The organism is Kitasatospora sp. NPDC051914 (assembly GCF_040680995.1).
Taxonomy (GTDB): Bacteria; Actinomycetota; Actinomycetes; order Streptomycetales; family Streptomycetaceae; genus Kitasatospora.
On record NZ_JBFAXX010000017.1, the window covers coordinates 25,153 to 47,405 of the forward strand.

At 72.0% G+C, this 22,253-nt stretch carries 20 protein-coding genes and 5 tRNA genes; 7 read left to right on the forward strand and 18 right to left on the reverse strand.

Features of this window, described 5'->3' with window-relative positions:
* Positions 1–6 precede the first annotated feature (6 nt).
* The 3 genes from AB0M03_RS13550 to AB0M03_RS13560 are packed head-to-tail and all read right to left on the reverse strand — an operon-like array spanning position 7 to position 3,005.
* Positions 7–1,152 (reverse strand): D-alanine--D-alanine ligase family protein, encoded by a 1,146-nt coding sequence (locus AB0M03_RS13550; protein WP_363491559.1) that lies wholly within the window; start codon positions 1,150–1,152, stop codon positions 7–9.
* 39 nt (positions 1,153–1,191) lie between these two features.
* Complete coding sequence (locus tag AB0M03_RS13555) at positions 1,192–2,193, reverse strand: NAD(P)H-dependent glycerol-3-phosphate dehydrogenase (protein WP_363491560.1); 1,002 nt, start codon at positions 2,191–2,193, stop codon at positions 1,192–1,194.
* Positions 2,190–3,005 carry a lysophospholipid acyltransferase family protein gene (locus tag AB0M03_RS13560; protein WP_363491561.1) on the reverse strand — a complete coding sequence of 272 codons (816 nt, stop codon included), beginning with the start codon at positions 3,003–3,005 and terminating at the stop codon, positions 2,190–2,192. The genes AB0M03_RS13555 and AB0M03_RS13560 overlap by 4 nt, the downstream gene beginning before the upstream one ends.
* A 299-nt stretch (positions 3,006–3,304) precedes the next feature.
* Here AB0M03_RS13560 and cofC point away from each other — a divergent pair, with 299 nt between their 5' ends.
* Together cofC and AB0M03_RS13570 are read left to right on the forward strand one after the other, a co-directional pair.
* A complete protein-coding gene (cofC, locus tag AB0M03_RS13565) occupies positions 3,305–3,982 on the forward strand; it encodes a 2-phospho-L-lactate guanylyltransferase (protein WP_363491562.1) in 678 nt (225 codons plus the stop codon).
* 21 nt (positions 3,983–4,003) lie between these two features.
* Positions 4,004–4,228, forward strand: coding sequence for a hypothetical protein (locus AB0M03_RS13570; RefSeq protein WP_363491563.1), 225 nt, complete (start codon positions 4,004–4,006; stop codon positions 4,226–4,228).
* A gap of 157 nt (positions 4,229–4,385) precedes the next feature.
* Here AB0M03_RS13570 and AB0M03_RS13575 read toward each other — a convergent pair whose 3' ends face one another.
* The 4 genes from AB0M03_RS13575 to leuC form a co-directional block, all read right to left on the reverse strand.
* Complete coding sequence (locus AB0M03_RS13575) at positions 4,386–5,021, reverse strand: HU family DNA-binding protein (RefSeq protein WP_363491564.1); 636 nt, start codon at positions 5,019–5,021, stop codon at positions 4,386–4,388.
* A gap of 132 nt (positions 5,022–5,153) precedes the next feature.
* Positions 5,154–5,342, reverse strand: a complete 189-nt coding sequence (locus tag AB0M03_RS13580; protein ID WP_078661527.1) for a hypothetical protein — start codon at positions 5,340–5,342, stop codon at positions 5,154–5,156.
* A gap of 373 nt (positions 5,343–5,715) precedes the next feature.
* Entirely contained in the window at positions 5,716–6,312 is a 597-nt protein-coding gene (gene leuD / locus AB0M03_RS13585; protein ID WP_363491565.1) for a 3-isopropylmalate dehydratase small subunit, read from the reverse strand.
* A 5-nt stretch (positions 6,313–6,317) separates the two neighbouring features.
* A complete protein-coding gene (leuC, locus tag AB0M03_RS13590) occupies positions 6,318–7,739 on the reverse strand; it encodes a 3-isopropylmalate dehydratase large subunit (protein WP_363491566.1) in 1,422 nt (473 codons plus the stop codon).
* Positions 7,740–7,975: 236 nt separating this feature from the next.
* Here leuC and ndgR point away from each other — a divergent pair, with 236 nt between their 5' ends.
* Positions 7,976–8,689 (forward strand): IclR family transcriptional regulator NdgR, encoded by a 714-nt coding sequence (gene ndgR / locus AB0M03_RS13595; protein WP_030275730.1) that lies wholly within the window; start codon positions 7,976–7,978, stop codon positions 8,687–8,689.
* A 154-nt stretch (positions 8,690–8,843) separates the two neighbouring features.
* Here the strand turns inward: ndgR and AB0M03_RS13600 are convergent.
* From AB0M03_RS13600 to AB0M03_RS13635, 8 genes are all read right to left on the reverse strand, one after another.
* Positions 8,844–8,918, reverse strand: a tRNA-Gln gene (locus tag AB0M03_RS13600).
* 4 nt (positions 8,919–8,922) lie between these two features.
* Positions 8,923–8,995 (reverse strand) — tRNA-Glu (locus AB0M03_RS13605).
* Positions 8,996–9,019: 24 nt separating this feature from the next.
* Positions 9,020–9,092: transfer RNA gene (locus AB0M03_RS13610), tRNA-Glu, on the reverse strand.
* Positions 9,093–9,129: 37 nt separating this feature from the next.
* A tRNA-Glu gene (locus tag AB0M03_RS13615) sits at positions 9,130–9,202 on the reverse strand.
* A 22-nt stretch (positions 9,203–9,224) separates the two neighbouring features.
* Positions 9,225–9,296, reverse strand: a tRNA-Gln gene (locus AB0M03_RS13620).
* Between the two features lie 175 nt (positions 9,297–9,471).
* Positions 9,472–10,977, reverse strand: coding sequence for a glutamate--tRNA ligase (gltX, locus tag AB0M03_RS13625; RefSeq protein WP_363491567.1), 1,506 nt, complete (start codon positions 10,975–10,977; stop codon positions 9,472–9,474).
* Positions 10,970–11,770 carry a fumarylacetoacetate hydrolase family protein gene (locus AB0M03_RS13630; RefSeq protein WP_363491568.1) on the reverse strand — a complete coding sequence of 267 codons (801 nt, stop codon included), beginning with the start codon at positions 11,768–11,770 and terminating at the stop codon, positions 10,970–10,972. Before AB0M03_RS13630 ends, gltX begins: the two co-directional genes overlap by 8 nt.
* A 190-nt stretch (positions 11,771–11,960) precedes the next feature.
* On the reverse strand, positions 11,961–12,182 hold the full coding sequence (locus tag AB0M03_RS13635) for a hypothetical protein (protein WP_363491569.1): 222 nt from the start codon (positions 12,180–12,182) through the stop codon (positions 11,961–11,963).
* Between the two features lie 521 nt (positions 12,183–12,703).
* On the opposite strand from AB0M03_RS13635, the gene AB0M03_RS13640 reads away from it, so the two are divergent.
* From AB0M03_RS13640 to AB0M03_RS13655, 4 genes are all read left to right on the forward strand, one after another.
* A complete protein-coding gene (locus tag AB0M03_RS13640; protein WP_363491570.1) occupies positions 12,704–16,168 on the forward strand; it encodes a nitrate- and nitrite sensing domain-containing protein in 3,465 nt (1,154 codons plus the stop codon).
* A 10-nt stretch (positions 16,169–16,178) separates the two neighbouring features.
* Positions 16,179–16,592 (forward strand): roadblock/LC7 domain-containing protein, encoded by a 414-nt coding sequence (locus AB0M03_RS13645; RefSeq protein WP_035873530.1) that lies wholly within the window; start codon positions 16,179–16,181, stop codon positions 16,590–16,592.
* Between the two features lie 137 nt (positions 16,593–16,729).
* Positions 16,730–17,182, forward strand: a complete 453-nt coding sequence (locus tag AB0M03_RS13650) for a DUF742 domain-containing protein (protein WP_030277985.1) — start codon at positions 16,730–16,732, stop codon at positions 17,180–17,182.
* Complete coding sequence (locus AB0M03_RS13655; RefSeq protein ID WP_363491571.1) at positions 17,163–17,747, forward strand: ATP/GTP-binding protein; 585 nt, start codon at positions 17,163–17,165, stop codon at positions 17,745–17,747. The genes AB0M03_RS13650 and AB0M03_RS13655 overlap by 20 nt, the downstream gene beginning before the upstream one ends.
* Positions 17,748–17,820: 73 nt before the next feature.
* On the opposite strand, the gene cimA is transcribed toward AB0M03_RS13655, so the two are convergent.
* The 3 genes from cimA to AB0M03_RS13670 form a co-directional block, all read right to left on the reverse strand.
* A complete protein-coding gene (gene cimA / locus AB0M03_RS13660; protein WP_363491572.1) occupies positions 17,821–19,434 on the reverse strand; it encodes a citramalate synthase in 1,614 nt (537 codons plus the stop codon).
* Between the two features lie 397 nt (positions 19,435–19,831).
* Positions 19,832–20,944 (reverse strand): branched-chain amino acid aminotransferase, encoded by a 1,113-nt coding sequence (locus tag AB0M03_RS13665; RefSeq protein ID WP_363491573.1) that lies wholly within the window; start codon positions 20,942–20,944, stop codon positions 19,832–19,834.
* 177 nt (positions 20,945–21,121) lie between these two features.
* A complete protein-coding gene (locus AB0M03_RS13670) occupies positions 21,122–22,159 on the reverse strand; it encodes a 3-isopropylmalate dehydrogenase (protein WP_363491574.1) in 1,038 nt (345 codons plus the stop codon).
* Positions 22,160–22,253 lie beyond the last annotated feature (94 nt).

A 22,253-nucleotide genomic window follows, 5' to 3' on the forward strand; every position in this document is an offset into this window, starting at 1 on the left:
CCCGGATCACCGCAGGCCGGTGGAGCGGCGCAGGGCCGCCTGCAGCAGACGGTCGATCAGCTCCGGGTAGGGCATCCCGGTGGCCTCCCACATCTTCGGGTAGGCGGAGATCGGGGTGAAGCCGGGCATGGTGTTGATCTCGTTGACCATCCACCGGCCGTCGTTCAGCAGGAAGAAGTCGACCCGGGCGAGACCCTCGCAGCCGAGCGCCTCGAACGCGGCGACGGCCTGGCGGCGGATCTCGGCGGTCTCCTCGGCGCTGAGCTTCGCCGGGATCTCGACGTCCGAGGAGTCGATGTACTTGGCCTCGAAGTCGTAGAACTCGAAGTCGCCGCCGACCAGGACCTCGGCCGGCAGGCTGGCCCGCGGGCCGTCCTCGAACTCCAGGACGGCGCACTCGATCTCGCGGCCCTCGACGCCCTTCTCCACGATGATCTTGGGGTCGTGGCTGCGGGCCTCCTCGATCGCCGCGTCCAGGTCGGCGAGGTCCTTGACCTTGCTGATGCCCATGGACGAGCCGGCCCGGCAGGGCTTCACGAACAGCGGCAGGCCGAGTGCGGCGATCCGCTCGCGGGCGGCGGCGCGGCCCTCCTCGGTCTCCCACTCGCGCGGGCGGACGACCGTCCAGTCGCCGACGCCGATGCCGTGCGAGGCGAGGACGCGCTTGGTGAACTCCTTGTCCATACCGACCGCGCTGGCCAGCACGCCGGAGCCGACGTAGGGCACCCCGGAGAGCTCCAGCATGCCCTGCAGGGTGCCGTCCTCGCCCCAGGGGCCGTGCAGCAGCGGCAGGACGACGTCGACCTCCCCGAGCACCTTGGGGGTACTGCCGGGCTCGCTCAGGACCACCTCGCGGTTGCCCGGGGCGAGCGGCAGCGCGACCTGGCCCTCGACGTGCTCGGCGACCTGGGCGACGTCGGGCAGCTTGCCGTCGGTGATGGCCATCCGGGACGGCTCGTCGCCGACCAGCGCCCAGCGGCCCTCGTGGGTGATGCCGATCGGCAGCACCTCGTACTTGCTCCGGTCGATCGCGCGCAGCACGCTCGCGGCCGTGACGACCGAGATGCCGTGCTCGGAGCTGCGGCCACCGAAGACGATCGCGACCCGGGGCTTGCGGCCGGGCTGGTTCGGGGAGGTCTGTTCGATGCTCATATCGGCTGTGAGACTACCGTGCGAAACCCGTGGTTCCGGTCACCGTCGCTCCGGCTTCGCCGAGCGCGCCATCAGACCGGCGAGCACCTCCTGGGTGGGGCGCCCGTTGTGGACGACGTCCACGACGGCCTGCACGATCGGCATGTCGACGCCGTTGCGCCGGGCCAGGTCGAGCACGGACTCGCAGGACTTCACGCCCTCCGCGGTCTGCCGGGTGGCGGCCACGGTCTCCTCCAGGGTCATGCCCCTGCCGAGGTTCATGCCGAAGGTGTTGTTGCGCGACAGCGGCGAGGAGCAGGTGGCGACCAGGTCGCCCATGCCCGCGAGGCCGGCGAAGGTGTGCGCGTCCGCGCCGAGCGCGAGGCCGAGCCTGGTGGTCTCGGCCAGGCCGCGGGTGATCAGCGTGGCCTTGGTGTTGTCGCCGAGGCCCATGCCGGCCGCCATGCCGACGGCCAGGCCGATGACGTTCTTCACCGCGCCGCCGAGCTCGCAGCCCACCACGTCGGTGTTGGTGTAGGGGCGGAAGTACGGGGTGTGGCAGGCCTTCTGGAAGCGCTGGGCGACCGTCTCGTCGGTGCAGGCGACCACGCTGGCGGCGGGCTGCCGGCGGGCGATCTCCATGGCCAGGTTGGGGCCGGAGACGACCGCGACGCGCTCCGGGCCGACCCCGGCGACCTCCTGGATCACCTCGCTCATCCGCTCCGCGGTGCCGAGTTCGATGCCCTTCATCAGGCTGACCAGGACGGTCTGCGGCTCGATCAGCGGCGCCCACGCGGCCAGGTTGGCGCGCAGCGTCTGCGAGGGCACCGCCAGCACCGCGAAGTCGGCGCCGGCCAGCGCCTCGGCGGCGTCGGTGGTGGCGCGCACCGCAGCGGGCAGCGGGATGCCCGGGAGGTAGTCGGGGTTCTCGTGGGTGCGGTCGATCGCCTCGACGAGTTCCTTGCGGCGTCCCCAGAGCACGACCTCGCAGCCGGCGTCGGCCAGCACCATGGCGAAGGCGGTGCCCCAGGAGCCGGTGCCGAAAACGGCGCAGCGGGTCACCGGGCACCTTCCTCGGTGTCGTTCTTGCGGGCCCGGTCGCCCTTGGCGGCCGCGGCGGCGGCGCGCTCGCGGGCGGCCCTGCGCATGTCGTAGCGCTCGGCCGGGGCCTTCTCGCCGCGGACCTCCTCCAGGACGGCGGTGATGGCCGCCATGATGTCCTCGGTGGCGTCCCTGAGCACCTGTGCGGTGAGCTCCTGGCCCTGGTACTTGCTCAGGTCGACCGGCGGGCCGGCCGCCACCGTCACCTTGTGCCGCGGGAAGAAGTGGTACTTGCCCTTACCGCCGCGGCCGTACGGCGGGATGATCTCGTGCGCGCCCCAGTGGGCGACCGGGATCACCGGCGCGCCGGTCATCAGCGCGACGCGGGCGGCGCCGCTCTTGCCGGTCATCGGCCACAGGTCCGGGTCCCGGGTGAGCGTGCCCTCCGGGTAGAACTGCACGCACTGGCCGCCCTCGATGGCCTCGATGGCGGCGCGGAACGCCTCGGCGGCGTCGGTGGACTCGCGGAACACGGGGATCTGACCGGTCTTGCGGAGCATGAAGCCGATGAACGGCACCGAGAACAGCTGGGACTTGCCGAGTATCCGCGGCGGGCGGCCGCTGTTGTACTGCCAGTGGGCGTAGAACACCGGGTCGATGACCGAGTTGTGGTTGACCGCGGCGATGAAGCCGCCCTCCTCGGGAAGGTGCTCCCAACCGCGCCAGTCGGTCCTGGCCAGCGCGTTGGTCACCGGCTTCACGAGGACGGCCGCGAAGCGGTACCAGATCCCGTAGTCGGCGTTGCCGAACCTGGCGTACGAGCGGCGGGCCACCCAGCTCCTCCTCATCCGGTGCGGCACGGGGGTGCCGCGGTCTCGATCGCCTCCCGGTCTGTCCGGTCGGGGCCTCGGCGCGGACTCCCGTGCGCCGTTCGCTGATGCGTGTCGACGGGGTGTGACCTGCTGCTCTCCACCGGCCGGACGGCCGGGAGTGCCCGGGGCGCCGACCAGTCTCACCCGCGGGCGGACCGCCTGTCGAGCAGCCGCCCTGGGCGGGCGCCGGGCGAGTGACCAAACGCACGCGGATCGCGGCGGCTGGCCGCTGCCCGGAAGCCGACGCCACAATGGCGCCGATGACCGAGGACACCGTACGCCCCGCCGGCCGTCCGGCGCTCCCACCGGCCCGCTCCGGCTGGTCGCTGGTGCTGCCGGTGAAGCCCCCGGCGGTGGCCAAGAGCCGGCTGGAGCCGTTCGCCGGGGTGCACCGGCCGCAGCTGGCGCTGGCCTTCGCACTGGACACCGCGGAGGCGGCGCTGGCGTGCCCGGCGGTGGCCCGGGTGCTGGCGGTGACCCGGGACGCCGCGGCCGGGACGCAACTCGCTCGGCTCGGCGTCCTGGTGGTGCCGGACGAACCCGGGGGCGGCCTCAACGCCGCGCTGGTGCACGGCGCGGCACGCGCCGCCGCGATCGCCCCGCACGCCCCGGTGGCCGCGCTCTCCGCCGACCTCCCGGCCCTGCGCCCGGCCGAACTCGCCCGTGTGCTGGCGGCGGTGCCGCCGGACGGCCGGGCGTTCCTGGCGGACGCACCGGGGGTGGGCACCACGCTGCTGGCCGCTCCGGGCGGCGCTGCACTGCGCCCGGCGTTCGGGGAGGGATCGCGTTCCCGGCACGCCCTCGGCGGGGCGCTGGAACTGGAGTTGGCGCACGTCGCCTCGGTGCGGCGGGACGTGGACACCGGGGACGACCTGCGCGAGGCGCTGGCCCTCGGGGTGGGCCCGCGGACGGCCGCCGCGGCGGCCGCCCTGGTGTGACCGCTCGCTATGCTTGCGACCATGCAGGCCACCGCGTTCACCTTCGATCCCGCCACCCGGACGGGCTCCGTCCTGCTCGACGACGGCACGCCGGTGCCGTTCGACGCCGCGGCCTTCGACGCCGGGGGCCTGCGGCTGCTGCGGCCCGGCCAGCGGGTGCGCATCCGCACCGAGGGCGCGGGCGACGCGCGCCGGGTGGTCTTCGTGACGCTGCAGACCTTCCCCGACCCGGGCGCCGAGGGCTGAACCCCGCCGGGGCATGCGCCCCGGACGCGCGCTCCGCGACACGCACCCCGGACAACGCGAAAGAGCTGCGCCGGCCCGCCTCCGGAACCCCGGATCTGCGGGCCGCCGCAGCTCTCGCCGTGGTCTGACCGGCCGTCGCCCGAAGGGCCGACAGAGCCTACTTGGCGGCGGTCTTGCGCGCGGTGGTCTTGCGCGTCGTGGTCTTCTTCGCCGGAGCGGTCTTGGCCGTCGTGGCGGTCTTCTTGGCCGCCGCGGTGGTCTTCTTCGCCGCCGCCGCGGTCTTGGCGGGAGCCGCCTTCTTGGCCGCCGCGGTGGTCTTCTTCGCCGCCGCCGCGGTCTTGGCGGGAGCCGCCTTCTTCGCGGCCGTCTTCTTGGTGGCCGCGGCTGCGGTGCCGGCGGCGGCCGCGACGCGCTTGGTGGCAGCGCGCTTGGCGGCGGCCGTGGTGGCACCGCCCTTGCCCGGGGTGAGCGAGCCCTTGGGGGCCTTCTTGACCGAGGGGCCTTCCTTCGGCAGCTTCTTGGCGCCGCTGACGAGGTCCTTGAAGCCCTGGCCGGGGCGGAAGCGCGGGACCGAGGTCTTCTTGACCTTGACGCGCTCACCGGTCTGCGGGTTGCGGGCGAAGCGCGCGGAGCGCTCCACCTTCTCGAAAGTGCCGAAGCCGGTGACCGAGACGCGGTCACCGGCCACGACGGCACGCACCATGGTGTCGAGCACTGCGTCGACGGCCTCTGCGGCAGCCTTGCGACCGCCCAGCTGCTCGGCCACCGCTTCGACAAGCTGAGCCTTGTTCACGTCTTCCCCTTCGGAAACGGGCGCGGATGAATCCATCCGTTCATTTCGCACGTTAGGTATGTATCTGCGGACTTTCAATTACCAAACGCGTGAATCACCCTAGTGTCGCAATGGATTTGCGCGTTCGCGACCTCAGCCGAGCGGCGGGCGCCCCGCGTCGAGGTCCTGCACAAAGCGACTCAACCGCCGGGCCGCCCCCGGGAGATCACGCTTGGCGGTCTCGGTGACGATCAGCAGTTGACGGGTGAGAGCGGTCTTTGCTTCCGCGGACACGTTCAGCGCAGATACGCGAGCGTGGGCTTGCTTCAACCGCTCGGCCACAAGCGCGTAGAGCGCTGCGACTTCCGACTCGTCCGGTTCCTCAGCAGGTGAGGACCGGTCGTCCGTCCGGTCGTCAATTCGACCACCGGGTGCACCGCCGGCCGCCTCCGGGTGCACGGGATCGCCACCCGCGTACGGAGGTTCGTCGTGCCGGTGCATGCAACGATTGTGCCATCTGTTGTGATGTGCCCTGCGCAAGGGGGCTCTTGGGCAAATGCCCGGACCCGTTCCGAGTCGGCGTCAGCCCCGAACTCCGACTCGAACTCCGGCCCGGGTACGGGGGCCGGGCGGACGTTCCCGGGGCCCGAACGGCGGATGGCCCGCCCCCCCGAAGGGAGGCGGGCCATCCGGCGTACGGAGGCTGTGCCGGAGCTCAGGCCACCGGCAGCGTGCGCGGCTTGAAGGACGGGCGGGTCGCCTCGAATGCGGCGATGTCGGCCTCGTTCTGCAGCGTGATGCTGATGTCGTCCAGGCCGTTCAGCAGGCGCCAGCGGACGTTGTCGTCGAGCTCGAACGACGCGGTCACGCCCTCGGCGCGGACCTCGCGGGCCTCCAGGTCGACGGTGATCTCGGCCGTCGGGTCGGCCTCGGTGAGCTCCCACAGCCGCTCGACGGTCTCCTGCGGCAGGACGACGGTCAGCAGGCCGTTCTTCAGCGAGTTGCCGCGGAAGATGTCGGCGAAGCGCGAGGAGATGACGGCCTGGAAACCGTAGTTCTGCAGCGCCCAGACGGCGTGCTCGCGGGAGGAGCCGGTGCCGAACTCGGGGCCGGCCACCAGGACGCTGGCGCCCTGCCGCTCGGGGCGGTTGAGGACGAACTCCTCGTCCTTGCGCCAGGCCTCGAACAGGCCGTCCTCGAAGCCCGAGCGGGTGACCTTCTTCAGCCAGTGCGCCGGGATGATCTGGTCGGTGTCCACGTTGGAGCGGCGCAGCGGGACGGCCCGGCCGGTGTGGGTGGTGAACTTCTCCATGGTGCTCAGGCCTCCACGGCGACGCGGTCGGACAGGTCGGCGGGCGAGGCCAGGCGGCCCAGCACCGCGGTCGCGGCGGCGACCTGCGGGGACACCAGGTGGGTGCGGCCGCCCTTGCCCTGGCGGCCCTCGAAGTTGCGGTTCGAGGTCGAGGCGCAGCGCTCGCCCGGGGCCAGCTGGTCCGGGTTCATGCCGAGGCACATCGAGCAGCCCGCGTGGCGCCACTCGGCGCCGGCCGCGGTGAAGACCTTGTCCAGGCCCTCCTCGACGGCCTGCAGGGCGACCCGGACGGAGCCGGGGACGACCAGCATGCGCACGCCGTCGGCGATCTGCCGGCCGTCCAGGATGTCGGCGGCGGCCCGCAGGTCCTCGATCCGGCCGTTGGTGCAGGAGCCCACGAAGACGGCGTCGACGGAGACCTCGCGCAGCGGGGTGCCGGCCTCCAGGCCCATGTACTTGAGGGCGTTCTCGGCGGCGATGCGCTCCTGCGGGTCCTCGAAGTCCTCGGGGTTCGGGACGTTGGCGCCGAGCGGGGCGCCCTGGCCCGGGTTGGTGCCCCAGGTGACGAACGGGGTCAGGGAGTTGGCGTCGATGAAGACCTCGGCGTCGAAGACCGCGTCCTCGTCGGTGGCCAGCGTGCGCCAGTACTCGACGGCGGCGTCCCAGTCCTCGCCGGCGGGGGCGTGCGGACGGCCCCGGAGGTACTCGAAGGTGGTGTCGTCGGGGGCGATCATGCCGGCCCGGGCGCCCGCCTCGATGGACATGTTGCAGATGGTCATCCGGGCCTCCATGGAGAGGCTGCGGATGGCCGAGCCGCGGTACTCCAGGACGTAGCCCTGGCCGCCGCCGGTGCCGATCTTGGCGATGATGGCCAGGATCAGGTCCTTGGCGGTGACGCCCTCGGGGAGTTCGCCCTCGACGGTGATGGCCATCGTCCTGAACGGGGCCAACGGCAGCGTCTGGGTGGCCAGCACGTGCTCGACCTGGCTGGTGCCGATGCCGAACGCCAGCGCGCCGAAGGCGCCGTGGGTGGAGGTGTGGGAGTCGCCGCAGACCACGGTGGTGCCGGGCTGGGTCAGCCCGAGCTGAGGGCCGACCACGTGCACGACGCCCTGCTCGACGTCGCCCAGCGAGTGGATGCGCACGCCGAACTCGGCGGCGTTCTTGCGCAGCGTCTCCAGCTGGACCTTCGAGACGGGGTCGGCGATCGGCTTGTCGATGTCCAGGGTCGGGGTGTTGTGGTCCTCGGTGGCGATCGTGAGATCGGTGCGGCGGACCTTGCGGCCGGCCAGCCGGAGACCGTCGAAGGCCTGGGGGCTGGTGACCTCGTGCAGCAGGTGCAGGTCGATGAAGAGGAGGTCGGGCTCGCCCTCCGCGCGCCGGACGACGTGGTCGTCCCAGACCTTCTCTGCGAGTGTCCGTCCCATCGCTTTCCCTCCAGCCGGCCGCATTGCCGGCCTTCTCGTGTCGTCGGGGTCTCTTCCCGAGCCGCCCTGGTGAGGCTCGCTGCGAGTCGCGACCTGCACGCCGGATCGTCTGTCCAGGATGTGGACGCTTTGGTGAGGGTCCATCCTGGGTGTCTCCCGGGCTGCTGCATCAAGAGTGGCGCTTTTCTCGCAAGATTGAACTTGCGTCTCGCCCACTGAGACTGCAGTATCGAGACATGGACAACACTAGCGGCGTCGGCGTTCTCGACAAGGCCGCTCTGGTGCTGAGCGCACTGGAGTCGGGCCCCGCCACGTTGGCGGGGCTGGTCGCCGCCACCGGTCTGGCGCGGCCCACGGCCCATCGACTCGCCGTCGCACTCGAACACCACCGCCTGGTCACCAGGGACATGCAGGGCCGGTTCATCCTCGGCCCCCGACTCGCCGAGCTCTCCGCCGCCGCGGGCGAGGACCGCCTCCTCGCCACCGCCGGGCCGGTGCTCACGCACCTGCGCGACGTCACCGGCGAGAGCGCCCAGCTCTACCGCCGCCAGGGCGAGATGCGGATCTGCGTCGCCGCCGCCGAGCGGCTCTCCGGCCTGCGGGACACCGTCCCGGTCGGCTCCACCCTGCCGATGAAGGCCGGCTCCGCCGCGCAGGTCCTGCTCGCCTGGGAGGAGCCCGAGCGCCTCCACCGCGGTCTGCAGGGCGCCCGCTTCACCGCGACCGCCCTCAGCGGCGTCCGGCGCCGCGGCTGGGCCCAGTCGATCGGCGAGCGCGAGCCCGGCGTGGCCTCCGTCTCCGCACCCGTCCGCGGGCCCTCCAACCGGGTGGTGGCCGCCGTCTCGGTGTCCGGCCCGATCGAGCGGCTGACCCGCCACCCGGGCCGGCTGCACGCCCAGGCCATCATCGAGGCCGCCAACCGCCTCACCGAGGCGCTGCGCCGCGGCTGACCGAATTCGGCCCGGGAACGGCAGGGGGCCCGCTCCGGAATACGGAGCGGGCCCCTCGAGCTGCGCGCGGGGAATGCCCGGGCCCTCCAGGGAATGCCCGGGAAATACCCGGGGAATCCGGGAAAACAAAAAGCCCCGGTCACCCGGAGCTTGTTGGCTGGGGTACCAGGACTCGAACCTAGACTAAATGAACCAGAATCACTCGTGCTGCCAATTACACCATACCCCAAAAGTACCCCCGACCGGATTCGAACCGGCGCTACCGCCTTGAGAGGGCGGCGTGCTAGGCCGCTACACAACGGGGGCCCGCACCACCGAGGTGGCGCTGAGTACCCCCGACCGGATTCGAACCGGCGCTACTGCCTTGAGAGGGCAGCGTGCTAGGCCGCTACACAACGGGGGCATACTCATTCACTATGCAATTTTCCGAAGAAACTGCGTACCCCCGACCGGATTCGAACCGGCGCTACCGCCTTGAGAGGGCGGCGTGCTAGGCCGCTACACAACGGGGGCTTGCACTACTGCTCGTACTGCGCTGGGGTACCAGGACTCGAACCTAGACTAACTGAACCAGAATCAGTCGTGCTGCCAATTACACCATACCCCACCGGAGTTCAACCCCTGCGGGGTCTTCGCTCGGTGTCCCGCGCCTCCCTGCCCGGGCGGCGCAGAAAGAACATTACCCGACGCCGGGCCCCGCTCCAAAATCGATAACCGCAGGCAGGGCGCCGGGCGCCTGCGGGCCTGGTCAGCGCACCAGGCCCGCAGGCTCCGCGAGGGGCTCAGGAGGCCGGTACGAGCTCCAGAGCGGCCGTCAGCCGGCGCAGCGTCTCGGGGCGGCCCAGCAGCTCCATCGACTCGAACAGCGGCGGGGAGACCCGGCGGCCGGTGACGGCCACCCGCAGCGGCGTGAAGGCGAACTTCGGCTTGATGCCGAGGCCGTCCACCAGGGCCTCGCGCAGCACGGCCTGGATCGGCTCGGGGCTGAAGTCCTCCAGGGCCTCCAGCGCCTTGATCGAGGCCTCCAGCACCGGGCGGGCGTCCGCGCCGAGCGCCTTGGCGGCGTCGTCCGGGTCGACGGTGAAGTCGGCCGGGTCGACGAAGAGGAAGCCCGCCATGGAGACGATCTCGCCCAGCACGACCATCCGCTCCTGGGTGAGCGGGGCCGCCTTGGCGAGCAGGTCGAGCTGCCCTGCGGTCGGCTCGGCCGGCAGCAGGCCGGCGGCCTGCAGGTACGGCACCAGCCGGCGGACGAACTCCTCCGGGTCGAGGGCGCGCAGGTGCTCGGCGTTGATCGCCTCGCACTTCTTCAGGTCGAAGCGGGCCGGGTTGGCGTTGACCTTGGCGATGTCGAAGGCCTCGACCATCTCCGCCATGGAGAAGCGGTCGCGGTCCTCGGAGAGCGACCAGCCGAGCAGCGCGAGGTAGTTGAGCAGGCCCTCGGGCAGGAAGCCGCGCTCCCGGTAGAGGTTGAGCGAGGCCTGCGGGTCGCGCTTGGAGAGCTTCTTGTTGCCCTCGCCCATCACGTACGGCAGGTGGCCGAAGCGCGGGGTGGCGCCGGCGCCCACGCCGATGTCGGCGAGCGCCGCGTACAGCGCGATCTGACGGGGCGTGGAGGAGAGCAGGTCCTCGCCGCGCAGCACGTGGGTGATGCCCATCAGCGCGTCGTCGACCGGGTTGACCAGGGTGTACAGCGGGGCGCCGTTGGCCCGGACGATGCCGTAGTCCGGCACGTCCTTGGGGTCGAAGGTGACCGGGCCGCGGACGAGGTCGTCGAAGGAGAGCGCGGTGTCGGGCATCCGGAAGCGGAGGATCGGCGAGCGGCCCTCCAGCTTGTAGACGGCGACCTGGTCCTCGCTCAGCTCGCGGCAGTGGCCGTCGTAGCCGGAGGGCTTTCCGGCGGCGCGGGCGGCCTCGCGGCGGGCGTCCAGCTCCTCGGTGGAGCAGTAGCAGTGGTAGGCGTGGCCGGCCTCGTGCAGGCGGCGGGCGACGTCGGCGTAGATGTCCATCCGCTGCGACTGCCGGTAGGGCGCGTGCGGGCCGCCGACCTCGGGGCCCTCGTCCCAGTCGAAGCCGAGCCAGCGCATGGCGTCGAGCAGCTGGTTGTACGAGTCCTCGGAGTCGCGGGCCGCGTCGGTGTCCTCGATGCGGAACACCAGCGTGCCGCCGTGGTGGCGGGCGAAGGCCCAGTTGAAGAGGGCGGTGCGGACCAGCCCGACGTGCGGGTTGCCGGTCGGGGACGGGCAGAAACGGACCCGGACGTCCGAGCCCGGGGTGGAGTTAGCCACGCTTGATCACCTTGTTGGCGAGAGTGCCGATGCCTTCGACGGAGACGGCGACCTCGTCGCCGACATGGATGGGGCCGACACCCGCGGGGGTGCCGGTGAGGACGACGTCGCCCGGCAGGAGCGTCATCGCCTCGGAGATGTGGACGATCAGTTCGGCGATCGAACGCACCATCAGGGAGGTGCGGCCGGTCTGCCGGAGCTCGCCGTTGACGGTGCAGGTGATCGCCAGGTCCGACGGGTCCAGCTCGGTCTCGATCCACGGGCCGAGCGGGCAGGAGGTGTCGAAGCCCTTGGCGCGGGCCCACTGGCCCTCGCGCTGCTGCACGTCGCGGGCGGTGACGTCGTTGGCGCAGGTGTAGCCGAGGATCACCTCGGGCACCCGCTCCAGCGGCACCTCGCGGCACATCCGGCCGATCACCACGGCGAGCTCCGCCTCGTGCTGCACGTCCGTGGAGAACGGCGGGTAGGCGATCGACTCGGTCGGGCCGATCACCGAGGTGGACGGCTTGAAGAAGGTCAGCGGGACGTCCGGGACCTCGTTGCCGAGCTCGGCGGCGTGCGCCGCGTAGTTGCGGCCGACCGCGACGATCTTGTTGGGCAGCATCGGCGCCAGCAGCCGGACCTCCTGCATCCGGTAGGTCTCACCGGTCGGCTGCGGCTGGCCGAAGGGGTGGCCGGCGAGTGCATGCACCACCAGGGAATCGGGTTGGGCGGCATCGCCCTCGACGACGCCGAAGGAGACGCTGCCCGCGGCAGGGCTCCCCTCCCGGACGGAAAACCTGGCGATACGCACCCTGCAACCTCTCGGTTCGTCGGCCTGCTCGATCATCCCCAGGCTATCGCGTGGGCCCGCCCCGGCCGGGCCGCACAAGGCCGGGCGGCGCGTGCCCGGCCCCGGCGCGCCCCGCGGGGCGTCCGCACGCACGCATGCGCGAAGGGGCACCGGCCGCGGCGGCCGGTGCCCCTTCGAGGGAGGTGCGGGGTCAGTCCTGCGGGAGGCGCGGCGCGGGCGCCACCATCAGCTGGGTGCGGCGCGGGTTGGCCGTGACGGTCGGCAGCTCGGAGGCGTACTCGCGCGGCTGCTGGGAGGCGACCGCCCCGGGCAGGTCGGCGAAGTCCTCGACGGAGGCCAGGGTCGTCCGACGCGGGTTGGCCGTGGCTTCGCTGCCGAGCGTGGACATCGTGGCCTTCGACGGCTTGGACATGTGCAGCACACCTTGGTTTCGGGATCGGGGTTTGGGAACGGCGCGGGCCCGGGCAGGCTCTCCGCGGCCCCGCCAAGGGTAAGGATCTCCTGTCACAGGAGCCGTGACCAAAGCTACACATTAATCTGTGACCTTGGTCACATTTTCAAGAGCAATTCTCACTTCTCGGACATTCGAGACGGTTCGAGAAATCCGACATTCACGGCAATTCGGACATTGGTCACACATGCCCAGGCGGCTCCGAATCGGCCGATGGGTGCTCCGTGTCCGAAAAAAGCCGTATTACCTGCAGGTAACCGAACAGACCGTGAGAGCGTGCGCGCGGTCGGTAGCTCAGGACACCGTGTCATAACGCCCCTTGTTGGACTTCCCCCGCTGTGCTGGAATGCCACGGAAAAACTCGACACCGTCCCCCTCCGCGACAGCGGGGAGGGGCGCCCGGTCCAGAGGTTGCGACGCCAGTGCAGGGACGTTTCAAGAGGGGCAGCGGCGCCGCGGGTGACCCGGAGTCGCGCGAGCCCGTGGCAGGCCCCCACCAGGCAGCGCCGACGGCAGGCCAGGCCACCGGCACCGCCGAGCCCGCCGACGACACGGTCACGGACGGCCACGACTCGGCCGACAAGAAGTCCGGCCGTGCGCGGCTGCGCAGCACGCTCAACTACCGTCGGGCAACCGGCCTGAACAGATTCGCGCTGCGCAACTGGCGCATCCGTACGCGTCTGATCGCACTGCTGCTGCTCCCCGTGATCGTCGCGCTGGCGCTCGGTGGTCTGCGTGTGCAGGCCTCGATGGAGAACTCCCGCCAGCTGGCGCAGATGAGCGACCTCGCGGACCTCGCCCGCAAGGCGACCGCGCTGGCCGACGCACTGGAGACCGAGCGCGACATCAGCGCCGGCCCGCTGACGGCCAAGGGCGACCGGGAGGATCCGGACGTCCTCGACGCGCGGAAGACCACCGACCAGCTGAGCAAGGCCTTCGCCACCAGTGCCGACAAGTTCGACGAGCTCGACCTCGCCGGTGGCAAGGCGCTGCTGCTGCAGGTCCGCAAGGACCTCAACCAGCTGTCGGAGGCACGCGGTTCGGCGTACTCCAACAAGGACAACATCCAGTCCACGGTCCTGAACTACGACGTCATCATCAAGGGTCTGATCGGTATCACCGAGGAGATCGCGATCGCGTCGAACTCGACCGAGCTGATCAAGATCACCCGAGCGCTCACCCAGTTCGCGCTGTCCAAGGAGAACTCCTCCATGCAGCGCGCGCTGATCTCGGCCGCGCTCGCCCGGCCGCAGAAGGCCGACCTCTCCCCCTCGGACGAGACCTTCGGCATCCGCCTCCAGGTCTCCGAGGAGAGCGCGCTCGCCAACTTCACCGCCATCTACGGCGACGAAGAGGCCCGGAAGCTGCGCTCCAGCCTGAGCTTCAACCAGACCATCGCGGACACCGACCGGTACACCCAGCAGGTGCTGAACACCAACGGCATCCGGCAGACCGACCCGCGTTCCTACACGGACTGGTACGACGCCGCCAGCGTCAAGATCAACGCCGAGCAGCGGATCGAGTCGCAGCTGCTGGAGGTCCTGGACGGCAAGGCGCAGAAGCTGCAGAACGACGCCGACACCGAGGCGCTGGTCAACGGCGCCCTGGTCGCGATCGTCCTCATCGTCGCCATCGCCGGTGCCGCGATCGTGGCCCGCTCGATGGTGCGCTCGCTGACCCGTCTGCAGGCCGCGGCCGAGGACGTCGCCGAGCGCCGCCTGCCCGAGCTGGTCAAGACCCTCTCGGAGAGCGACCCGCACGACGTCGACGTCACCGTCGAGGCCGTCGGCGTCGACTCCGCGGACGAGATCGGCCACGTGGCCTCCGCGTTCGACATGGTGCACCGCGAGGCCGTCCGCCTCGCCGCCGAGCAGGCCCTTCTGCGAGGCAACATCAACGCGATGTTCACCAACCTCTCGCGCCGCAGCCAGGGCCTCATCCAGCGCCAGCTGTCGCTCATCTCCGAGCTGGAGAGCCGCGAGGCCGACCCGGACCAGCTGGCCAGCCTCTTCAAGCTGGACCACCTCGCGACCCGCATGCGCCGCAACGGTGAGAACCTCCTCGTCCTCGCGGGTGAGGACCCGGGCCGCCGCTGGACCCGCCCCGTCCCGCTGGTCGACGTGCTCCGCGCCGCCGCGTCCGAGGTGGAGCAGTACGAGCGCATCGAACTCGCCGCGGTGCCGTCGACCGAGGTCGCCGGCCGCGTCGTCAACGACCTCGTCCACCTCCTCGCCGAGCTGCTCGAGAACGCGACCTCGTTCTCCAGCCCGCAGACCCGCGTCCGGGTCACCGGCCACGCGCTGCCCGACGGCCGCGTGCTGGTCGAGATCCACGACACCGGTATCGGCCTGAGCCCCGACGACCTCGCGGACATCAACGAGCGCCTCGCGAGCCCGCCCACCGTCGACGTCTCCGTCTCCCGCCGCATGGGCCTCTTCGTGGTCGGCCGCCTGTCCCTGCGACACGGCATCCGCATCCAGCTGCGCCCCAGCGACTCGGGCGGCACCACCGCGCTCGTCATGCTGCCGGTCGACGTCACCAACTCCGCCGACCGCCGCGGCGGCAACCGCTCCGGCGGTGCCGCGGCCGCGGGCGGCAAGGGCCGCGGGCTCGCCCCGACCCCGCGCCAGCAGGGCCGCGCCAGTGCCGCCGAGGCGCTGTCCGGCCGCGCCGCCGCCGCTCTCGGACAGGCCCCGGCCGGTGCTCCGGCCGCCCGGCCGCAGCTCGGCCAGGGCCCGCAGGGCGCGCCGCAGCAGCCCCAGCAGCAGCCGCAGCAGCCGCAGGGCGGTCGCCCGACCGGCGGCCTGCCGACCCGTGAGGTCGGCCAGGCGCTGCGCGAGAACCCCTCGCCGAACCAGCCTGGCCAGCAGCCGAACCAGCCGCCGCGCCGGGTGCCCGGTGCGTCCGGCGCCCCCGGTGCCCCGGCCGGACAGGGCGGCGGCCTGCCGCGCCGCGGCCCGGCCCAGGAGCAGGGCGGCCCCGCCGGCCGCGCCCCGATGCCGCAGCGCCAGGCGGGCCCCGGCCCGCAGGGCCAGCAGCGTCCCCAGGGCCAGCAGCGCCCGCAGGCGCCGCTGCCGGCGGCCGGCCAGGGCGAGCCGGCCCAGGTGGAGTCGACCGTGCAGTTCGCCCGGCCGCGCTTCGAGGCCAGCGACATCGACCCGCGCGACCCGCTGGGCCTCGGCCTGGTGGAGCCGGTCCTGCCGGACCCGTCCCAGCAGGAGGCCGACCGGCCGTTCGAGCAGCCGGCCCCGCGGCAGCAGCCGCAGCAGCAGGCCCAGCCGATGGCGCTGCCGACCGGCCCCGGCTCCCAGGACACCCAGCAGTGGTTCCGTCCGGAGGACGGCGGGCAGGCCCCGCAGCAGCAGTACCAGCCGCAGCGCCCCGGCACCTCGGCGCCGGGCTTCCCGCAGCAGCAGGCCCCGCAGGCCCCGCGCCAGCAGCAGGCCCCGCAGCAGCGGCAGGCCCCGCAGCGGCCGCAGGGTCCGCTGCAGGGCGGTCCGCAGCGGCAGGCGCCGCAGCGGCCCCAGGGCCCGCAGCAGGGCGGCCCCCAGGGCGGTCCGCAGCAGCGCCCGCAGGCGCCGCAGCAGGGCGGCCCGCAGGGCGGTCCCCAGGGCGTCCGCCGCGAGGCCGCCGAGGCCCCGTGGCGTCCGTCGGCCAACGACGAGCGCTGGCGCCGTGCCGAGCAGGTGCGCGAGCCCTCGACCAGCGGGCTGACCACGTCGGGCCTGCCCCGGCGCACCCCGCAGGCCAACCTGGTCTCCGGCACCGCCGAGGCGGCGCCGCTGACCGGCCCGCAGGTCTCCCGCAGCCCGGAGGAGGTGCGCGGCCGGCTGACCAACCTGCGCCGCGGCATCCAGCAGGGACGCCAGGCCGGCCAGGGCCAGAACGACTTCGGTCGCCAGCAGCAGGGCTTTGACGGCTTCGGCCAGAACCACCAGGAGCGTTGAGTTGAGTCAGATGAGCCAGGCCGCACAGAACCTGAACTGGCTGATCACCAATTTCGTGGACAACACCCCCGGGGTGTCGCACACGGTGGTGGTCTCCGCCGACGGTCTCCTGCTGTGCATGTCCGAAGGCTTCCCCCGGGACCGCGCCGACCAGCTCGCCGCCGTCGCCTCCGGCCTCACCTCGCTGACCTCCGGCGCCAGCCGGATCTTCGAGGGCGGCGACGTCAACCAGACCGTCGTCGAGATGGAGCGCGGCTTCCTCTTCCTCATGGCGATCAGCGACGGCTCCGCCCTCGCCGTCCTCGCCTCGCCCGACTCCGACATCGGCCTCGTCGGCTACGAGATGGCACTCCTCGTCGACCGCGCCGGAGCCGTCCTCACCCCCGCCCTCCGGGCAGAACTCCAGGGCAGCCTGCTGCACTGATTTCCCGACCCCCGTAATGCGCCCGGCCCGCCTGGTCGGGCGCACCGACCATCGGCCGCCCCCGGGCGGCCGACCGCCTCAGCCGGCACCGCCCGGCTGGAACCCCGCTGCGAACGGCGGCAGCACGAGGAGGACCTATGACCCCGCCCCCGACACCGGCCGGCTCGTACGGCAACGGGTACGGCAGTGGCTACGGCGGCCAGCAGGCCGGCGGCTACGGTGGGCAGCAGCAGTCCGGCGGCTACGAGCAGCAGCCGCTCGTCCGTCCGTACGCGATGACCGGTGGCCGTACCCGGCCCCGGTACCAGCTGGCGATCGAGGCGCTGATCTCGACCACCGGCTCGGCCGAGCGCTCCGGCGGTCTGCTGCCGGAGCACGCCCGGATCGTCGGACTCTGCCGCGAGGTCAAGTCCGTGGCGGAGATCTCGGCCCTGGCCGGGGTCCCGCTGGGTGTCGCCCGTATTCTCGTCGCCGACCTCGCAGAGGCCGGCCTCGTCACCATCCACCAGCCCGCTGCCGCGGGCGAGTCCGGCGGTGCGCCTGACGTCACGCTGCTCGAAAGGGTCCTCAGTGGACTTCGCAAGCTCTAACGCGGCCGCCCCCAGCCGCGCCACCACCTCCGCGAAGATCGTCGTCGCCGGCGGCTTCGGAGTCGGCAAGACCACCCTCGTCGGCGCCGTCTCCGAGATCAACCCGCTGCGCACCGAAGCCGTCATGACCAGCGCCAGCGCCGGCATCGACGACCTCACCCACACCGCGGGCAAGACGACGACCACCGTCGCCATGGACTTCGGCCGCATCACCCTCGACGAAGACCTGATCCTCTACCTCTTCGGCACCCCCGGCCAGGACCGCTTCTGGTTCATGTGGGACGACCTCGTCCGCGGCGCCATCGGCGCCGTCGTCCTCGTCGACACCCGCCGCCTCGCCGACTGCTTCCCCGCCCTCGACTACTTCGAGAACTCGGGCCTGCCCTTCGTCGTCGCCCTCAACGGCTTCGACGGCCACCAGCCGCACACCGCCGACGAGGTCCGCGAAGCCCTCCAACTCGGCCCCGACACCCCCATCGTCACCCTCGACGCCCGACGCAGGGACAGCGCCAAGAGCGCCCTCATCACCCTCGTCGAGCACGCCCTCCTCGCCCGGCTCCGATAGGGCACGACGGGCGGGCCGGACATGCCGGAGGGGGCGCGGGGTTTCCGCGCCCCCTCCGGCGTCCGTACGGGCCTCAGTCGGTCTCGTCGGGCTCCAGGCCGGCCCGCAGCAGCCCGTAGGTGTACGCGTCCTCCAGGGCCCGCCAGGAGGCCGCGATGACGTTGTCCGCCACGCCGACGGTCGACCAGGTGGCGACGCCGTCCCCGGACTCCACCAGCACCCGGGTCTTGGAGCCGGTGCCGTGCTGGCCCTCCAGGATGCGGACCTTGTAGTCCACCAGTTCCAGCTCGGCCAGCTGCGGGTAGATCCGCTCCAGCGCGGTGCGCAGCGCCCGGTCCAGCGCGTCGACCGGGCCGTTGCCCTCGCCGGTCGCGATCCGGCGCTCGCCCTTGGCCCACAGCTTGACGGTGGCCTCGTTGCCCGAAGCGCCGTCCGCGCGCTGCTCGCTGATGGTCCGCCAGGACTCCAGGGCGAAGAACCGCTCCCGGCGGCCGCGCACCTCGTCGCGCAGCAGCAGCTCGAAGGAGGCGTCCGCGGCCTCGTAGGTGTAGCCCAGGTTCTCCTGCTCCTTGACCTTGGCGACGACCCGGCCGACCAGGTCGCGGTCGGCGGAGAGGTCGTAGCCGAGCTCCTTGCCCTTGAGCTCCACGGAGGCGCGGCCGGCCATGTCCGAGACCAGCATCCGCATGGTGTTGCCGACCAGCTCGGGGTCGATGTGCTGGTACAGGTCCGGGTCGACCTTGATGGCGGAGGCGTGCAGGCCGGCCTTGTGCGCGAAGGCGGAGAAGCCCACGTACGGCTGGTGGGTGGAGGGCGCGAGGTTGACGACCTCGGCGATGGCGTGCGAGATCCGGGTCATCTCGGCGAGCCGGCCCTCGGGGAGCACCCGGCGGTCGTACTTGATCTCCAGCGCGCCGACCACCGGGAAGAGGTTGGCGTTGCCGACCCGCTCGCCGTAGCCGTTCGCGGTGCACTGCACGTGGGTGGCGCCGGCGTCCACCGCGGCCAGCGTGTTGGCGACCGCGCAGCCGGTGTCGTCCTGGGCGTGGATGCCGAGCCGCGCGCCGGTCCTCGCCAGCACCTCGGCGACGACCTCGCGCACCCCGCCGGGCAGCATGCCGCCGTTGGTGTCGCAGAGCACCACCACGTCGGCGCCGGCCCGGTGGGCGGTGGTGACGACCGCCAGGGCGTACTCCGGGTTGGCCTTGTAGCCGTCGAAGAAGTGCTCGCAGTCGATGAACACCCGGCGGCCCTGCGAGCGGAGGTACTCGACGCTGTCGCGGACCATCTCCAGGTTCTCGTCCAGCGTGGTGCGCAGGGCCAGTTCGACGTGGCGGTCGTGGGACTTGGCGACCAGGGTGACGACCGGGGCGCCGGAGTTCACCAGGGCGGCCAGCTGGGGGTCGTCGGCGGCCTTGCCGCCGGCCCGGCGGGTGGCGCCGAAGGCGACCAACTGGGCGTTCCGGAGGTCGAGTTCCGCTGCCGCCCGGGCGAAGAACTCGGTGTCGCGGGGGTTGGCGCCCGGCCATCCGCCCTCGATGAAGCCGACGCCGAACTCGTCCAGGTGCCGGGCAATGGTCAGCTTGTCCGCGACGGTGAGGTTGATGCCCTCGCGCTGGGCGCCGTCGCGCAGCGTGGTGTCGAAGACGTGGAAGCTGTCGTTCGGGTGGCTGCTGGCCTCGGTCATGGCCCTGGGTTCTCCGTTCGGTGGAGTGCACTGCTGTTGCCGGTGATGGGTCCGGCTCCACTGTCCAGCATCCCGCGCGCCGCCCGGTGTCTCCGAACCCCTTGTGGGGGTCCGGCCGGTCCGGGGCAAAACAAAAGACCCCTCGCGGGTGCGAGAGGTCTGCGCGCGGGTCTGGACGCTCGTGGTCGCTCCGCAACGGGGTGGTGCGGGGCGGTCACTGCGGACCGGCGCGCCTGCTGCTAATGATCAGCGAAAGCGAGGACACGCTCGCAGTCTTGCACACCATCCGCCATCCGGCCCGCACCATCCGCATGCCGAGACGCGCCCGTCGGCAGCGGGGAGGGGTGAACCACAAGGGCGCGCGGGGCGCCTCTTGTGGTTCACCCCTCGCGGAGGATCAGACGATCTTGTGGAGCCAGTTGTGGGTGTCGGGGGCCTGGCCGCCCTGGATGGCGAGGAGGGCCTTGCGGAGCTCCATGGTGGTGGGGCCGGGCTCGCCCTTGCCGACCGTCCAGTCGCCGCGGGCGGACTTCACCGAGCCGACCGGCGTGATGACGGCGGCGGTGCCGCAGGCGAACACCTCGGTGAGGGTGCCGTCGGCGTTGCCCTGCTTCCACTCGTCGGTGGAGATCCGGCGCTCCTCGACGGCGTAGCCGAGGTCCGAGGCGAGCTGCAGCAGCGAGTCCCGGGTGATGCCGGGGAGGAGGGCGCCGGAGAGCTCGGGGGTGACGATCTTCGCGTCCTTGCCCTCGCCGAAGACGAAGTACAGGTTCATGCCGCCCATCTCCTCGATCCACCGGTGCTCGGCGGCGTCGAGCCAGACGACCTGGTCGCAGCCCTTCTCGGCGGCCTGGGCCTGGGCGATCAGCGAGGCGGCGTAGTTGCCGGCGCACTTGGCGGCGCCGGTGCCGCCCGGCGCGGCCCGGACGTACTCCTCGGAGAGCCAGACGGAGACCGGCTTGATGCCGCCCGGGAAGTAGGCGCCGGCCGGCGAGGCGATGATCATGAAGAGGTAGGAGTTGGCCGGGCGGACGCCCAGGCCGACCTCGGTGGCGAACATGAAGGGCCGCAGGTAGAGGCTCTGCTCGGCCTCGTTCGGCACCCAGGCCTGCTCCTGCTGGACGAGCAGTTCGACGGCCTCGACGAAGGTCTCGACCGGCAGCTCGGGCATGGCGAGACGGCGGGCGGAGGCCTGGAAGCGGGCGGCGTTGGCCTCGGGGCGGAAGGTGGCGATGGAGCCGTCGGCCTGGCGGTACGCCTTGAGGCCCTCGAAGATCGACTGGCCGTAGTGCAGCGTCATGTTGGCCGGGTCGATCTCCAGCGGCGCGTACGGGGTCAGCTGGGCGTCGTGCCAGCCCAGGCCCTCCGTCCACCGGATGGTGACCATGTGGTCGGTGAAGATCCGGCCGAAGCCGGGGTCGGCCAGCCGGGCCTGGCGCTCCGCGTCGGACAGCGGGTGCGCGGAGGGCTTGAGCTCGAACGTGATGGGCGCCTGGGTGGGCGTACTCATGACTGTCTGTCCTTCACCGTGGGGTTGGTCCGGGCCGCCTCCGCCGGTGAGAGAACGCATGACGGCACGGCCCACTGTCGATACTCGCATCCAGAGGGCCGTGCCGAACAGCCGGTCGGCTGCTGCGCTGTGCGGTTCCGGGCCCTTCGGGCCCGGAACGGTGCTGTTCCCGGCCCGTCAGCCGGATACTCGGGCGGCGAGCGCGTCGCCGACCTCGGAGGTGGAGCGGGGGCCGGTGCGCTCGGCGAGGTCGGCCGCGACGGCGGCCTCGACCTTCGCGGCCTCGGCGGTGTAGCCGAGGTGCTCCAGCAGCATGGCGACGGACAGCACGGTGGCGGTCGGGTCGGCCTTGCCCTGGCCGGCGATGTCGGGGGCGGAGCCGTGGACGGGCTCGAACATCGACGGGAAGGCGCCGGTGGGGTTGATGTTGCCGGACGCGGCCAGGCCGATGCCGCCGGTGACGGCCGCGGCGAGGTCGGTCAGGATGTCGCCGAACAGGTTGTCGGTGACGATCACGTCGAAGCGCTCGGGCTGGGTGACGAAGAAGATCGTCGCCGCGTCGACGTGCAGGTAGTCGGTGGTGACCTCGGGGAACTCCCGGCCGACCTCCTGGAAGATCCGCGTCCACAGGTGGCCGGCGTGGACCAGCACGTTGTTCTTGTGGACGAGGGTGAGCTTCTTGCGCGGGCGGGCCTGGGCGCGGCGGTAGGCGTCGCGGACGACCCGCTCGATGCCGAAGGCGGTGTTGAGGCTGACCTCGGTGGCCACCTCCTGCTCCGTGCCGGCCCGCAGGGTGCCGCCGTTGCCGACGTACGGGCCCTCGGTGCCCTCACGGACGACGACGAAGTCGATCTGCGGGTCGCCGCCCAGCGGGGACTTCACGCCGGGGAAGAGCTTGCCCGGACGGAGGTTGATGTGGTGGTCGAAGGCGAAGCGGAGCTTGAGCAGCAGGCCGCGCTCCAGCACGCCGGAGGGGACGCTGGGGTCGCCGATGGCGCCGAGCAGGATCGCGTCGCGGTCCTTGAGCTCCTCCAGCACGGCGTCCGGCAGGGTCTCGCCGGTGCGGTGGTAGAGCCGGGCGCCGAGGTCGTACTCGGTGGTCTCCAGCTTCACGTCGGCGGGCAGGGCGGCGCCGAGCACCTTGAGGCCCTCGGCCACCACTTCCTGGCCGATGCCGTCACCGGGGATCACTGCAAGACGAAGGCTGCGAGACATGTTAAGGACCCTACTCCGCGTCCCAGTCACTGACACCTTCTGTCCAGTATCCGGACATTCGCGGATACGGCGGACGGGATGGGGGCCCCGAAGG